Raw genomic sequence first — 14767 nt, forward strand, 5'->3', positions numbered from 1 at the left:
AACCTCTCCGTCCTAGTCCGCCCTTGTGTCCCACTCTTGCGGCCCGTACACGCCGTGCTGACGGGCAGCTGGTCGCCGGGATCGGGCCGACAGCCTTCGCCCCGACTGCCCCTTGAGTCCCAAGCGGCCCTATCGCCTTAGTGGGCTCACCACCCCGAACCGGCCCCTGCCCCAAAGGGCTTTGCCGCCGTAGTCGTCCTGCCGCAAGGAGTCCTGGCGCGCAATCGACCCTCCGATCCACCAGGCGCCGCACTAGTCCTGCCCTGAGGGCCCTTGGCGCCGCAATCGGCCCTCCGGCCCCAGGCGGGTCCTCATGCCGTAAGCGGCCCTTCGGCCCAAAACGGTCCTTACGCCGCAGCCGGCCCTGGATCCGAATCTGGCCCTTCCGCTTCCTCTCGTGTGGTGCCGCTGCGCTCGGTGCGTGCCGTGCCGCAGGCTCCGTGCCGCGCCCTCTTTATCCGCCTGACAGCGCACGGGGGAGTCGGATGTTCCCGCCGACGCGGGGGTGCCGGTCTCCCGCGGTGGTTCCCACCAACTGCCTGTCCGGGGAGGGCCCGGGTCCGTACGGTGCGTTTGCCACCCCTCGGCCTAGGGGCCCTTGCCGCCGCACTCGTCCTGCCCCAAGGGGCCTCTCTCGCCGCAATCGGCCCTCCGACCCAAACGGCCCTCATGCCGCAGCCGGCCCTGGGTCCGAATCCAGCCCTTTCCGCTTCCTCTCGTACGGTGCGATGCGCTCCGTGCCGTGCATATGCGTGCCGTGCCATGCCGTGCCATAGGCTCCGTGCTGAGCCTTTTCTCTATCCACCTGTCATCGCACGGGGGAGGCGGATGTTCCCGCCGACGCTGGGGACTTCCGGGGTGCCGGTCTTCCCGCGTATTCAATTGCCTGTCTGCAAAGGGCGCGAGTCCGTACGGGGAGCCGTTCCCCCACGTTGGCAGGACGGGCGGGGGCGCTCGGGCGGCTGCGACTAGGGCCGGTGTTCCGTCCGAAGCTGGATGCGTACGGGGGATTCCGCTGGGTGACGCCAGACCCCGTACGGTCAGCGGGGGTCAGGCCGGGAGGAGAGGCGGCGGGGGGCCGGGAGGCAGGGTTTGGGGGAGAGAGGGAGGGACTGGACGCCACGGAGCAGGCGCGCCGCGGCCTCCAGCCCGTTGGACGCCTCCAGCGCCCGCCCGGCCGCGATCGCGAAGCGGCCGAGGAGGTGCTCGTCGCGGTCGTCGAAGGCGCGCCCCGCCGCCCACAGGAACGCGTGGTCGCAGGTGACCGTGGCCAGCGGCGTCGCCAGGAACCCCGGTGTCCCCACCGACCTGTCGCAGGCCAGCAGCACCGGCCCGCGCGACACCGCCAGCTCCTTCAGCACCCCGCACTCCGCGAGCCAGAGCCGGACCCGCAGCGGGTCTCCCGGCGGCACGTGGGTGACCACGGCACACGCCTCCTCCCGGAGCGGGTCCACCCGCACGAAACCGGCATAACCCACCCGGACGACGGCGGCGGCGGCCCGGGCCAGGCTGTCCATCAGCCGGGACGACTCCAGGCAGGTGAAGGAGGAGACCAGCTCACGCATGGCGACTTCGGCACGGTCGAGCGGCATCGCGGCACTCCCTCGACAGGGTCGCGCAGCCCGATCACGCGACACTCAGGGGCGGTGACCCGGAGTATCACCCCGCACGGCCCCCTTGGCCATACCTCAAGAGGAAATCTGTCTTCCCGGGCGCAGCCGCAGCCACGAGACCTCGTCCGTACGGCTCCCGTCAGGCTGCGGGAAGAACTCCGGCCGCACCCCCTCACGCACGAACCCGGCACGTTCGAGCACCGCCTGCGACTCCAGGTTGGCCGCGTCGGTCCCGGCCACCAGCCGGTGCAGCGACGTGTGCGCGAACGCCCAGTCGGACAGCAGCCGCACCGCCCGCGTCATCAGCCCTCTGCCGCGGAACTCCGGCAGCAGCGAGTAGCCGATCATGCCCTGGCCGAACGCCGGCATGCTGTGCAGGAGCTGGATGTGACCGGCGAACGCCCCGCTGACGGCGTCCCTGACCGCCAGCTCGATCCGCTGCCCCGACAGCCACAGGTAGCCCGTGGCCCGGCAGCGCCGCTCGTCCTCCTCCAGCGAACCGCCCGGCCCCATGTTGTATTTGGACACGCTCGGGTCGCCCAGCATCCGGTGGAAGTCGGCGGCGTCCTCCACCACCATCCGCGTCAGCCGCACCACCCCGTCGCCCAGCTCGCCGCCCTCGAAGAACGGCAGCGCCTGCTCAACCGGCTCGCCGCCGTCGCGGGCGATCCGGGCGAACGACACCAGGTCCACCCGCCGGCCGTCGCGCAGCGCCTTCGCGTCGCGCCGCCGTCCCTCCTCGGTGAACCCGGCGCGGTAGGCGGCCCGCAGGGACGGGAGGTTCTCCACCTCGGTCTCCAGCTCGACCCGCTCCACCCCGTGGTCGAGCAGCCACTCCGTCAGCCCGCGCGCCACCGCCCCGGCCACGCCCCGCCCCCGCGCCCACGGCGCCACCACGAGCTCCACCGTCGCCGACCCGTACGGGGTGAGCGGCGTCACCCCCGCCGAGCCGACGTAACGCCCCTCCTCGGTGATCGAGAACTCCGCTCCGCCCGACTCCCACACGGTCTTGGCCCGGCGCACGTGCTCGTGCGCGTCCTCCATCGTGTACGGGGACGAGATCAGCGGCAGATAGCGGGCCGTCAGCGGATCGTCGCAGGTGGCACGTATCGCCGCCACGTCCTCGTCCACCGGGGCGCGCAGCACCAGGGGGCCGACGGCGATCACTTCACGCGGGAGCATCCCTCATAGATATCGCGCGTCAGGAGCCCGCCGAAAGCCCTATAACCTTGCCGCCATGGGTTTCCGCAGGCATGGGCCGTTCCGGCCCGGGGATCAGGTGCAGCTCACCGACCCCAAGAACAAGCGCCACACCATCACGCTCAAGGAGGACGGCGTCTTCCACACCCACAAGGGCGCCATCCCGCACAGTGAGCTGATCGGGCAGCCCGAGGGCTCCGTGGTGCGCTCCTCCGGCGGCACCCAGTATCTCGCCTTCCGCCACCTGCTGCAGGACTACACGCTCGCCATGCCGCGCGGCGCCGCCGTCATCTACCCCAAGGACGCCTCCATGATCGTCGGCATGGCCGACGTCTTCCCGGGCGCGCGGGTGGTCGAGGCGGGCGTCGGCTCCGGCGCCCTGACCTGCTTCCTGCTGCGCGCGGTCGGCCCGGAAGGGCACGTGACCTCGTACGAGCGCCGCCAGGAGTTCGCCGACGTGGCCGCCAAGAACGTGGAGAAGTTCTACGGCGGCCCGATGGACGACAACTGGCGGCTCGTCGTCGGCGACCTCGTCTCGTCCATCGACGAGTCCGACGTCGACCGGGTGATCCTGGACATGCTCGCCCCCTGGGAGTGCGTCGACGCCGCCGCCAAGGCGCTCACCCCCGGAGGCGTCATCTGCTGTTACGTGGCCACCACCACCCAGATGTCCAAGACGGTCGAGGCCATTCGCGATCACGGGAGTTTCACCGAGCCCCACGCGTGGGAGACCCTGGTTCGCGACTGGCATGTCGAAGGACTCGCCGTGCGGCCCGATCACCGGATGATCGGCCACACCGGGTTCCTCGTCTCCGCCAGGCGCATGGCCGACGGCGTGACCCCGCCGCCGCGCCGCCGGAGACCGAAGGGAACCACCGAAGAACTATGACAATTTGGCCACGAGGCTGCGCCGATGCGTGACACGGGAACAGATCACCGTGTTCATATGCTGGGAGTATTAAACACCCCATTGGGGATTATTCACCGAATACAGATAGTCACTGTACGAACACTGCCCGGCCAGGTTACGGAGGGGCCCGAGATAGGTAAGGTCCTTAGTAGTCGCCCTCGACTGGGAAGGAGGTGACGGGGCGTGGCAGCTCGCGATGATGCTGAGGCTCGAGCCGCGCAGCGCGAACGGGAGGTCGCTGATCTTTCAACACAGGTCTCCTTCCTCCAAGAGGAGATCACCGCGCTGAGGCGGAAGCTGGCCGAGTCACCCCGTCAGGCCAGGGTCCTCGAAGAGCGTCTCCATGAGGCACAGGCGAACCTCGCGGCCGTTACCGGCCAGAACGAACGCCTGGTGGCAACCCTCAAGGAGGCCCGGGACCAGATCGTCGCACTCAAGGAGGAGGTCGACCGGCTGGCGCAGCCGCCATCCGGCTTCGGCACCTTCCTGGAGGCCAGAGACGACGGGACGATCGAGGTGTTCACCGGCGGCCGCAAGCTGCGGGTGAACGTCAGCCCGTCCGTCGACGTCGACTCGCTCAAGCGTGGCCAGGAGGTCATGCTCAACGAGGCGCTCAACGTGGTCGAGGCGCTCGGCTACGAAGAGGTCGGCGAGATCGTGATGCTCAAGGAGCTCCTCGACGAGGGCAAGCGCGCCCTGGTCATCTCACACGCCGACGAGGAGCGCGTCGTCCGCCTGGCCGACTCGCTGCTCGGCCAGCCCATCAGGGCCGGCGACTCGCTCCTGCTCGAAGCCCGCTCCGGCTACGTGTACGAGCGCATCCCGAAGTCCGAAGTCGAAGAGCTCGTCCTGGAAGAAGTGCCCGACATCTCCTACCACGAGATCGGCGGCCTCTCCCGGCAGATCGAGCAGATCAGGGACGCCATCGAGCTGCCCTACCTGCACTCCGACCTGTTCCGCGAGCACCAGCTCCGTCCGCCCAAAGGCGTGCTGCTCTACGGCCCGCCCGGTTGCGGCAAGACGCTCATCGCCAAGGCCGTCGCCAACTCCCTGGCCAAGCAGGTGGCCGAGCGCACCGGCCAGGAAGGCAAGAGCTTCTTCCTCAACATCAAGGGTCCGGAGCTGCTCAACAAGTACGTCGGCGAGACCGAGCGGCACATCCGCCTGGTCTTCCAGCGCGCCCGTGAGAAGGCCTCCGAGGGCACCCCGGTGATCGTGTTCTTCGACGAGATGGACTCGATCTTCCGCACCCGCGGGTCCGGCGTGTCGTCCGACGTCGAGAACACCATCGTGCCCCAGCTGCTTTCGGAGATCGACGGAGTCGAGGGCCTGGAGAACGTCATCGTCATCGGCGCCTCCAACCGCGAGGACATGATCGACCCGGCGATCCTGCGGCCCGGCCGCCTGGACGTCAAGATCAAGATCGAGCGGCCGGACGCCGAGGCGGCCAAGGACATCTTCTCCAAGTACCTGGTCACCGACCTCCCGCTCCACCCCGACGACCTGACCGAGCACGGCGGCTCCCGAGAAGCCACCATCCAGGGCATGATCCAGAGCGTCGTCGAGCGCATGTACACCGAGAGCGAAGAGAACCGCTTCCTCGAGGTCACCTACGCCAACGGCGACAAGGAAGTGCTCTACTTCAAGGACTTCAACTCCGGCGCGATGATCCAGAACATCGTCGACCGGGGCAAGAAGATGGCCATCAAGCAGTTCCTGGAGACCAAGCAGAAGGGCCTGCGGGTGCAACACCTCCTCACGGCCTGCGTGGACGAGTTCTCCGAGAACGAGGACCTGCCCAACACCACCAACCCCGACGACTGGGCCCGCATCTCCGGCAAGAAGGGCGAGCGGATCGTCTACATCCGCACGCTCGTCTCCGGCAAGCAGGGCGCCGAGGCCGGCCGTTCGATCGACACGGTCGCCAACACCGGTCAGTACCTCTAGATCACGACCAGGAGCCGCCGCCGCGTCGAAACGCCGGTCGGCGGCTCCTGTCGTGGGCTAGCCCCTCTCCGGACCGGCGGGCCAGGGGAGCGTACGGGACGCCGCGGTGATGAGGGCGCCCGCCTGGCGGACGGCCCGCACGAGGCCGTGGTCGGAGCCCGGCGGGCCGGATGCCAGGACCGCATAGGCGACAGGGCCCAGGATGCCCACATCGGCGCGGACGCCGTCGTCGGTGCCCGTCTTGTTGGCCAGCCGGCCGCCCTCCGGGTCATGCCCCATGAAGGCGGGCACCAGGCCGTGGTCGGTGTTGGCCAGCATCCACCCGCGCATCAGCACCTGCCACCCCTCCGGGCCGGACAGCAGCGCCGCCAGGCCCGCCAGCTCACCGGCGGTGCCCAGGGCGAAGGCCGGCGGATGCTCGGGGCCGCGAGGCTCACGGATCCGGTCCAGCAGGCGAGTGTGGGTCAGCCCGAGCGCCGCGGCGGCGGCGTTCACCCGGTCCAGGCCGATGCGGCGCAGCAGCGCGTTCGTCGCGGTGTTGTCGCTCACCGACGCCGTGAGCAGGGCCAGGTCGCCGACCGTCCACGTCCGCGCGGACAGTCCGGGCAGCAGCCCCGACCCGCCGCAGTAGTCGTCGTCATGCAGGGACACTGGCTCGTCCGGGTCCAGGACGCCACCGTCGATGCCCATCGCCACCTCGGCCAGCAGCAGCACCTTGCCCACACTGGCCAGCGGCAGCTCCACGTCCTCACGCCAGGCCAGCGCCGAGAGCCCCGCGTCCACCCGGCTCCCCGGCCCCATGCCGGAGACCCCGGCGTGCACCCTGCCTGAAACGGAGAGTTCGGCCTGAGCCGACGACGCGAGAGAGGGGCCGGTGCGGGCCGCACCTACGGCGGTGGAACCGGTGTGTGCTGAGCCTGCGGGGGAGAGGCCGGGGTGTGCTGAGCCCGTGACGAAGGGGTCGGCGTGGGCTGAGGCCGCGGCGGAGAGGTCGGTGTGTGCTGGGGTTGTGAAGGTGGGGGCGGTTCGTCCTGGGCTGGGGGGCGATCCGGGGGGCGGGAGCGTGGTGATGGCGCGGACGGAGACGGCGAGCGTGCCGGGGCAGGCGGCCGCTATGCGCTCCAGGGCCGTGGCGAGCGCGGTGGTGTCGCCGCGCGCCGCGGCCGCCACGGTGAGATCGGCGCCGTCCGCTGCCTCCACGGCGGAGGCGGCCGTCCGGAGAACCTCGGCGGCCTCCTCCCACGATGGGACGGGCGTGCGGACGGGGTGGTCGGGTGGAGTCATGGTGCTGAGCCTTCCGGGTCGGGCGGGGTGACCACATTGTCCCGGACGGCCACCTCACCGGCCGTCACCACCAGGCGCGGGCCCGCAGCAGGTGGCGCCGTCCGCCACCCCGGTGACGGCCATGCGAAACCACCTGGTCCACCGCGATGGCGGCGACAGCGGATCTCCGGAACTGCGCGCCGAAGGCATGGAGTCCGTACGGGCGATCAGTGACGGGGTGCCCGGCTGGGAGAACACGGCGGGCCACGGCGGCCGAGCCGCGTGCACGCCGCCGGACCCCGGCGCGAAGGCCGCACGATCACGTCTCAGCGGACCTGGCGGGCTCAGAGCGCAGGGTGACCAGGTACGCGCCTGACCCCGGCGATCGCGACCGCTTACCGCGACTTGGGCTAAGAAAACATCTCTGTGACGGATGTGAAAGGAGGGAACCGGAATGATCACTGGGGCGTCCAAGTCCCCATGCACCAACAGAACCGGCCGAAGCATGCTCGTGGGGACGGCCGGTTGGCCGAGCTCGACCTCCTGCGCTTCATCGCCGCCCTGGCCGTGCTGGCCTTCCACTACCTCGTGGCCTACGCGTCCGTCTGGGGCGACCGGCCCGCCGAGTTGTTCCCCGCCCTCGCCCCCATCGCCGGGTTAGGCATCCTCGGCGTCGAGCTGTTCTTCATCATCAGCGGTTTCGTCATCCTCATGACCATCTGGGGGCGCGGCCTCGGCTCGTTCGCCCGCTCCCGCCTCGTCAGGCTCTACCCCGCCTACTGGCTCAGCCTCCTCGCCGTCGCCGGCGTCTACGGCCTCACCAGCACCAAGGCGCTCGACCCCAAGCTCTCCACCGGCGAGTATCTGGTCAACGCCACCATGTTCCAGCGGCTGTTCAAGATCGGCGACGCCTCCGGCGTCTACTGGTCGCTCTGGGCCGAGCTCCGCTTCTACCTGCTCATCACCATCCTGGTCGTGGCCGGTGTCACCTACGGCCGGGTGCTCGTCTTCTGCGGCGTCTGGCTCGTCGCCGCGCTCGGCGCCGAACTCCTCGGCAACCCGGTGCTCAACGAGATCCTCATGCCCCGGTACGCGCCCTACTTCGTGGCGGGCATGGCCCTCTACCTCATCCACAAGCAGGGCAGCGCCTGGCTGCCCTGGATCTACGTCGCGGCCTCGTACGGCATGTCCCTGCACGCGGCGCTGGAACGCGTGCACGGCCGGATCGAGCTCGCGGGTTTCAAGAACATGCCCGTCACCGACGTCAGCGTCGTCATCACCATGACGCTGATCTACCTGGTCATGGCGCTCGTCGCCCTCGGCCTGCTGCGCCTGCGCGCCCGTCCCGCGCTCACCGCGCTCGGCGCGACCACGTACCCGCTCTATCTGTTCCACTCCGTGATCGCCGCCGCGCTCGTGCCGCTCCTCGTCGGCGACCTGCCGCCGTGGGCCACCGCGGTCATCACCACCGTCGTGGCCATCGTCGTGTCGTACGCGGTCTACGCGTTCGCCGAACGTCCCATCCAGCGCATACTCAAGCCCCGCCGGGCATCCGTGAGCACGGCCGCGCCCGTGGTAGAGGTGGAAAAGACGTCGGTGCCATAACTCTGTGACCCTGGGGCACTGTGAAGGGCATAGGCTCGGGCATATAAACGGCGGATAGACAGATCCGGACGAACAGAGGGTGCGCATGACGGTGCGTCGGGTGATGGGCATCGAGACCGAGTACGGCATCTCCGTACCCGGTCAGCCAGGCGCCAACGCGATGGTGACCTCCTCGCAGGTGGTCAACGCGTACCTGGCCGCCTCCGCGGCCAAGGCGCGCAGGGCGCGGTGGGACTTCGAGGAGGAGAACCCGCTGCGCGACGCCAGAGGGTTCGACCTCGCCAGAGAGGTCGCCGACCCCAGCCAGCTGACCGACGAGGACCTCGGCCTCGCCAACGTCATCCTCACCAACGGGGCCAGGCTCTACGTCGACCACGCGCACCCTGAATACTCGACGCCGGAGTGCACCAACCCACGCGCCGCCGTCATCTGGGACAAGGCCGGCGAACGCGTCATGTACGACGCCGCGCAGCGGGCCGGCGCCATCCCCTCCAACGCCCCCATCCAGCTCTACAAGAACAACACCGACGCCAAGGGCGCCAGCTACGGCTGCCATGAGAACTACCTCATGCGGCGGGCGACGCCGTTCGCCGACATCGTCCGCCACCTGACCCCGTTCTTCGTCTCCCGGCAGGTCGTGGTCGGCGCCGGCAAGGTCGGCATCGGCCAGGACTCACGCGGCGAAGGCTTCCAGATCAGCCAGCGGGCCGACTTCTTCGAGGTCGAGGTGGGCCTGGAGACCACGCTCAAGCGGCCGATCATCAACACGCGCGACGAGCCGCACGCCGACCCGGAGAAGTACCGGCGGCTGCACGTCATCATCGGCGACGCCAACATGTCGGAGATTTCCACTTACCTGAAGCTGGGCTCGACCGCGCTCGTCCTCGCCATGATCGAAGACGGCTTCCTCACCCGCGACCTCACCGTCGAGAACCCCGTCCAGGCCCTGCGCGCCGTCTCCCACGACCCGTCCTGCCGCTACGAGATCGCCATGCGCGACGGCCGCAAGCTCACCGCCGTCCAGCTGCAGATGGAGTACCTCGAACAGGCGCGCAAGTACGTCGAGGAACGCGAGACCGCGCAGGACGAGATGAACAAGGACATCCTCGACCGCTGGGAGTCCGTGCTCACCCGCCTCGCCGAAGACCCCATGCAGCTGTCCAGGGAGCTCGACTGGGTCGCCAAACTCGAGCTCCTCGAGGGCTACCGCAGCCGCGACGGCCTGGCCTGGTCGCACCCCCGGCTCCAGCTCGTCGACCTGCAATACTCCGACATCCGGCCCGACCGGGGCCTCTACAACCGGCTCGTCGCCCGCGGCCGCATCCAACGGCTGATCACCGAGGACGAGGTCCAGCGGGCCGTCGAGCATCCGCCCAGCGACACCCGCGCCTACTTCCGCGGCCGCTGCCTGCGGCAGTACAGCGAGGCCGTCGCCGCCGCCTCCTGGGACTCCGTCATCTTCGACATCCCGGGCAGGGAGTCCCTCCAGCGCGTCCCCACCCTGGAGCCCCTGCGCGGCACCAAGGCCCACGTCGGAGAGCTCTTCGACCGCTGCCGCACCGCGGCCGACCTCGTCGCCGCCCTCACCGGCGGTGAGTAGCGGGGCGTCGGGCTACACCAGCCCGACGCCCAGCGTCAGCGTCCCCGCCGCGAGCGACGCGCCGCCCAGGAACGTCAGGTAGATCAGCTTGTTCGGCTTGGTGTCGCCGGGCCGCACCACCGACAGGAAGAACCCCAGCGGCATCAGGATCGGCGCCGCCACGATCGACAGGCGCACCAGCCCCTTCACCGGGTCCGACAGCGCCGCCTGGTCCACGTACAGCATCGCCACCAGGCTGAAGAGCACCAGCACGCCCGCATGCGCGTGCCCGGCCCGCCACAGACCGCGCCGCACCGGGTTGTCGAGATAGCCGGGAACGTTCCGCATCAGGAACCGCAGCAGCGTCACACCGCCGAAGGCGATGGTCGGCACCGTGATGAGCAGCACGCCTGCCGTGCTGAGTGAAGCGGGGGACATCTCAGAACCTCCTGTGTCATCGAGGGTCCCAGTATTAGATAGCAGCGCTATCCAGTCAAGCGGGTAAGGTCAGGGGACGATCGGCGCGAAATGTCGGGCCGTTCGGGGAAGATATGGACTGAGAGGCAGTCCCCCGCACATGGAGGTAGGGCATGGCTACGAAGGACACCGGCGGGCAGAAGCAGACCGGCCGGCGCGAGTCCGAGATCGAGGAGACCGAGGCCTCCGCGGCGCCGGACGTCCAGGAGCGCCAGGAGAAGCTCACGGACGACGTCGACGCGATTCTGGACGAGATCGACGAGGTCCTCGAAGAGAACGCGGAGGAATTCGTGCGGAGCTACGTCCAGAAGGGCGGAGAGTAGGCCCAGGCGGACATCGACAAGGAGTGCGAACGGGTGGAACCACCGGAAGGATGTAAGCGCTGCTCCGACTGCGGAGAGGCCCCGGGCCTCTCCGCAGTCGGGCTGAACGAACGCGTGCCCGACGGGCGGGCGCGCCACCCCAAAGTCTGCTTCCGGAAACGGTCCACCCAGAGCTGTCGCGAGCGCAGCGGGCCTGCTGCCCGCCTCGCCCTACCGAAGCGATGCGCGAGATCAAGGATCATGACAGCCGGCACGACCACCTGCTGAAACACCGCTACGGCAACCCGAGCGCACGCTCCGCCGTCGACCACTGCCACCGGACGGGCCGGGTCCGGGGCAGTCGGGGTGCCGGGTCCGGCCCCGGCTGAGGAGACGGCGAGGCCGGCGTTCTACGGGGACGCGGTGCGGGTCCGGGCGGGCATCTGGTAGGCGGCGCCGACGCCGAGGAGGCGTACGGGGCGGCTCAGGTCGAAGCGGGCGAGGGCGTCGAGGGCGGCGCCGGTGACGGTCCCGGGGTCCGTGGTGGGGGAGGGGAGCGTCGTCTGGCGGGTCCGGGTGAGGAACGGGGCGAAACGGACCTTGACGGTGACGCGGATGATGGCGCGGCCCGCTCCGGCGGCGTCGGCGGTGACCTGGCGGGCGAGTCCGGAGATTTGGGCGGCGATCTCGGCGGGGTCGGTGAGGTCCTCCCGGTAGGTGGTCTCGCGGCTGTGGCCACGCGGGATCCACGGGGTGGTGACGACCTCGGCCTCGCCCTTGCCGAGGGCGAGATAGCGCAGCCAGGGGCCGTTCGTGGGGCCGAAGCGGCCGGCGAGGCCCGCGGGATCGGCGGCGGCCAGCTCGGCGACGGTGCGCAGGCCGAGCTCGGCGAGTTTCCCGGCGGTCTTGGCGCCGATGCCCCACAGGGCGTCCGTGGGCCGGTGGTTCATCTGCTCGGCCCAGGTGTCGCCGGTGAGGCGGTGCACTCCGGCGGGTTTGGCGAAGCCGGAGGCGAGTTTGGCCTGGTGCTTGTTGTCGCCGATGCCGACGGAGCACGAAAGCTCGGTGCGTTCGCGTACGGCTCGCTGGATGTCGCGGGCGAGGGCTTCCGGGTCGTCGGTGCGGACGCCTAGGAAGGCCTCGTCCCAGCCCCAGACCTCGACGTCGGCGGGGAAGTCGCGCAGGACGGCCATGACGCGGGCGGAGGCGGCCTCGTAGGCGGGCGGGTCGCTGGGCAGGAAGACGGCGTCGGGGCAGCGGCGCAGCGCGGTGCGCAGGGGCGTGCCGGAGTGGACTCCGCGGGCGCGGGCCTCGTAGGTGGCGGTCGCGGCGACCGTCCGGGGCCGGGTGGGGTCGCCGTCGCCGCCCACGACCACGGGCCGGCCGCGCAGCTCGGGGTGGCGCAGCAACTCGACGGCGGCGATGAACTGGTCGAGGTCGACGTGCAGGACCCAGGTCCTCATGGGTCCAGTATCGGCGGGTCAGCCGCTGACGTTGGCGGCGCCCCCGGCGAGTTCTTCCAGTTTCGCCTGGTAGGCGGCGGCGGCCTCGTCGGCGCTCCGGCCGGAGACGATGTCGGCGGTGGCCTCCTGCAGCGCGACCGACACCTGCGGGTAGACGGCGAGGCCGGGCCGGTAGGCGGTGATGGGCAGCACCTCGTCGGCGATGTACCCGAGCATCGGGTCCCCGGCGAGCACCTCGTCGTTGACGTCGGTGCGGGAGCTGATGCGCACCTGGCCGGCGAGCTGCGACTCGGTGGCGGCCGCGGAGTGCATGAACGCGAGCAGTTCCCAGGCGAGCCGCGGGTCGGCGGAGCGGGGGTTGAGCACGCGGACGGCGCCGCCCGACATGCTGGCGTGGTCCTGGCCGCGGATGCCGGCGCCGGGCTCCTTGGCGGGGATCCTCGCGTAGCCGACGACCTGGTCGCGGTCCTTCATGGGGGCGACGCCGGCGTTGGGCTCGATGACGGAACGCCAGAAGTAGTCGCCTTCGAGCAGGATGGCGATCTTGCCGTCGGCGAACTGGGTGAAGGACTTGTCGCGGCCCTTGGCCTCCTGCTGCAGCTTGGGGTCGCCGAGGCCGCTGCCGCCGTAGATCCGCTCGTAGAAGCCGAGCACGTCCTTCATCGCCTGGGAGGCGCCGGTCCACTTGCCCTGGCTGTAGATCTCGGCGCCCGCGCCGGCGAGCAGGGGGAGGACGCCCTGCATGGTGGTGGCCTCGCCCATGGCGGTGCCGGCGTTGATCTGGATGGGCGTGGGCACGCCCGCCGCCTTCAGCTTCTCGCCGGCGTCGATGATGTCCTGCCAGCTCGCGGGCTGCCAGTCGGCGGGCAGGCCGGCCTTGCCGAACAGGGTCTTGTTGTAGAACAGGACGCGGCCGTCGGTGCCCTGCGGCAGCCCGTACTTCTTGCCGTCGAAGATGCCCAGCCCCTGCACCGCCTGCGGGATCTGGGACCAGCCCTCCCAGGAGTCGACCGCGGCCCCGCCGACCTCGGCGAGCGGCTTGATGTAGCCGGCCTGGGCGAACTCGCCGACCCAGATGCCGTCGACGTCGATGACGTCCGCCCCGGCGCCGGACTTGAGGTCCAGGGCGAGCTTCGTCTTGTACTGCTCGTCGTCGACGCCGCTGGGCTGGAAGAGCACCTTGACGTTCTGGTGGGTCTTCTCGAACTCGGGGATGACCCAGTTCTTGATCCAGTCGGCGGATTCCGAGTTCTTGCCGCCGGAGATCGAGTTGGCGGCGATGGTGAGGGTGACGGTGCCGCCCTCGGCGGGGGCGCCGGTGCCGCAGGAGGCGAGCGCCAGGCCGGCGACGGCGATGAGCACGGGCAGGCGGGGCATGCGCATGGCGTCCTCCTGTTCAGGACGTGCGGACATACCGACAATCGCACGGGCGATGCGGGGCGTAAAGAAACGATCTGATGAACGGTTCGCCCTGAGCTGATCGTGGGAAGTGCAGACAGCGACGCAACAACAGTAGGGTCGGCACAGGAACACTGAATGTTGGGAGGGAGTCGCGTGGCGAAGAGGGATCTGCCCACCGGCTTGGTGAGCCAGCTTTTCCAGAACACCGGAAGTTCCTCGTTCACCGATTTCGTGAGCGCGTACGCGCCGGAGTTGCTGCCCCGCAGAGACGAGGTGCTGGCTACGCCGATCGGCGACCAGGTTCCGCACGCGACCACGATCGTGGCGGCGACGTTCGCCGGCGGGGTGATAATGGCCGGCGACCGGCGCGCCACGTCCGGCAACATCATTTCCCAGCGCGACGTGGAGAAGGTCTTCCGGACCGACGACTACTCGTGCATGGGCATCGCCGGCACGGCCTCGACCGGCATCGAGATGGCCCGGCTCTACCGCGTGGAGCTGGAGCACTACGAGAAGCTCGAAGGCCGCACGATGTCGGTGAAGGGCAAGGCCAACCGGCTGGCCACGATGATCCGCGGCAACCTGGCGATGGCGATGCAGGGGCTGGTGGTGGTGCCGCTGTTCGCCGCCTACGACCCCGACCGCGACGAGGGGCGGATCTTCAGTTACGACGTGGCGGGCGGTCCTTACGAGCGGGAGCGGTTCGACGCGATCGGCTCCGGTTCGATCTTCGCGCGCGGCGCGCTCAAGAAGCTCTACCGCGAGGGGGCGCCGGCCGACGACATCACGATGGTGCTCATCCAGGCTCTGTACGACGCCGCCGACGACGACTCGGCGACCGGCGGGCCCGACATGACGCGGAAGATCTTCCCCATCGTGTCGCTGATCGACGCCGACGGTTTCCGCCGGCTGACCGATGAGCAGGTGTCCGGCTACGTGCGGCAGATGCTCGACGAGCGCCTGATCTCCCCCGACGGCCCCATCGCCCCGCTGCGCTAGAAAGGACC

The 14767-nt window shown here is 69.9% G+C and carries 13 protein-coding genes; 7 read left to right on the forward strand and 6 right to left on the reverse strand.

The window, feature by feature from the left end; genetic code table 11:
* Window positions 1-1040: 1040 nt before the first annotated feature.
* Together ABD999_RS27730 and ABD999_RS27735 are read right to left on the reverse strand one after the other, a co-directional pair.
* Window positions 1041-1592 carry a hypothetical protein gene (locus tag ABD999_RS27730; protein WP_271278804.1) on the reverse strand — a complete coding sequence of 184 codons (552 nt, stop codon included), beginning with the start codon at window positions 1590-1592 and terminating at the stop codon, window positions 1041-1043.
* Window positions 1593-1688: 96 nt separating this feature from the next.
* Window positions 1689-2795, reverse strand: coding sequence for a GNAT family N-acetyltransferase (locus tag ABD999_RS27735; RefSeq protein ID WP_271278805.1), 1107 nt, complete (start codon window positions 2793-2795; stop codon window positions 1689-1691).
* Between the two features lie 55 nt (window positions 2796-2850).
* Between ABD999_RS27735 and ABD999_RS27740 the strand changes: the two genes are divergently transcribed.
* Complete coding sequence (locus ABD999_RS27740) at window positions 2851-3702, forward strand: tRNA (adenine-N1)-methyltransferase (RefSeq protein ID WP_271278806.1); 852 nt, start codon at window positions 2851-2853, stop codon at window positions 3700-3702.
* 204 nt (window positions 3703-3906) lie between these two features.
* Window positions 3907-5670 (forward strand): proteasome ATPase, encoded by a 1764-nt coding sequence (gene arc / locus ABD999_RS27745; protein ID WP_148031418.1) that lies wholly within the window; start codon window positions 3907-3909, stop codon window positions 5668-5670.
* A 57-nt stretch (window positions 5671-5727) separates the two neighbouring features.
* Here the strand turns inward: arc and ABD999_RS27750 are convergent, their stop codons facing one another.
* Window positions 5728-6954 carry a serine hydrolase gene (locus ABD999_RS27750; protein ID WP_345482961.1) on the reverse strand — a complete coding sequence of 409 codons (1227 nt, stop codon included), beginning with the start codon at window positions 6952-6954 and terminating at the stop codon, window positions 5728-5730.
* A 121-nt stretch (window positions 6955-7075) separates the two neighbouring features.
* Here ABD999_RS27750 and ABD999_RS27755 point away from each other — a divergent pair, with 121 nt between their 5' ends.
* The 3 genes from ABD999_RS27755 (at window position 7076) to dop (ending at window position 10138) form a co-directional block, all read left to right on the forward strand.
* Window positions 7076-7309 (forward strand): hypothetical protein, encoded by a 234-nt coding sequence (locus ABD999_RS27755; protein WP_271278152.1) that lies wholly within the window; start codon window positions 7076-7078, stop codon window positions 7307-7309.
* A gap of 149 nt (window positions 7310-7458) precedes the next feature.
* Entirely contained in the window at window positions 7459-8538 is a 1080-nt protein-coding gene (locus ABD999_RS27760; protein ID WP_271278153.1) for an acyltransferase family protein, read from the forward strand.
* A gap of 85 nt (window positions 8539-8623) precedes the next feature.
* Window positions 8624-10138, forward strand: coding sequence for a depupylase/deamidase Dop (gene dop / locus ABD999_RS27765; RefSeq protein ID WP_148031420.1), 1515 nt, complete (start codon window positions 8624-8626; stop codon window positions 10136-10138).
* A gap of 12 nt (window positions 10139-10150) precedes the next feature.
* On the opposite strand, the gene ABD999_RS27770 is transcribed toward dop, so the two are convergent.
* Complete coding sequence (locus ABD999_RS27770; protein WP_271278154.1) at window positions 10151-10555, reverse strand: hypothetical protein; 405 nt, start codon at window positions 10553-10555, stop codon at window positions 10151-10153.
* Window positions 10556-10707: 152 nt separating this feature from the next.
* Between ABD999_RS27770 and ABD999_RS27775 the strand changes: the two genes are divergently transcribed.
* Window positions 10708-10917 (forward strand): ubiquitin-like protein Pup, encoded by a 210-nt coding sequence (locus ABD999_RS27775; protein ID WP_271278155.1) that lies wholly within the window; start codon window positions 10708-10710, stop codon window positions 10915-10917.
* Window positions 10918-11306: 389 nt separating this feature from the next.
* Here ABD999_RS27775 and ABD999_RS27780 read toward each other — a convergent pair whose 3' ends face one another.
* The gene (locus tag ABD999_RS27780) at window positions 11307-12359 is read right to left on the reverse strand and encodes a DNA polymerase IV (RefSeq protein ID WP_271278156.1); all 1053 of its coding nucleotides are present in this window, start codon (window positions 12357-12359) and stop codon (window positions 11307-11309) included.
* A gap of 18 nt (window positions 12360-12377) precedes the next feature.
* Window positions 12378-13742: an extracellular solute-binding protein gene (locus tag ABD999_RS27785; RefSeq protein ID WP_271278157.1), complete on the reverse strand. Its 1365-nt coding sequence runs from the start codon at window positions 13740-13742 to the stop codon at window positions 12378-12380.
* A 171-nt stretch (window positions 13743-13913) separates the two neighbouring features.
* On the opposite strand from ABD999_RS27785, the gene prcB reads away from it, so the two are divergent.
* Window positions 13914-14759 carry a proteasome subunit beta gene (gene prcB / locus ABD999_RS27790; protein WP_378525197.1) on the forward strand — a complete coding sequence of 282 codons (846 nt, stop codon included), beginning with the start codon at window positions 13914-13916 and terminating at the stop codon, window positions 14757-14759.
* The last annotated feature ends 8 nt before the right edge of the window (window positions 14760-14767 follow it).

It is taken from the genome of Nonomuraea ferruginea (genome assembly GCF_039540635.1).
GTDB lineage: Bacteria > Actinomycetota > Actinomycetes > Streptosporangiales > Streptosporangiaceae > Nonomuraea > Nonomuraea ferruginea.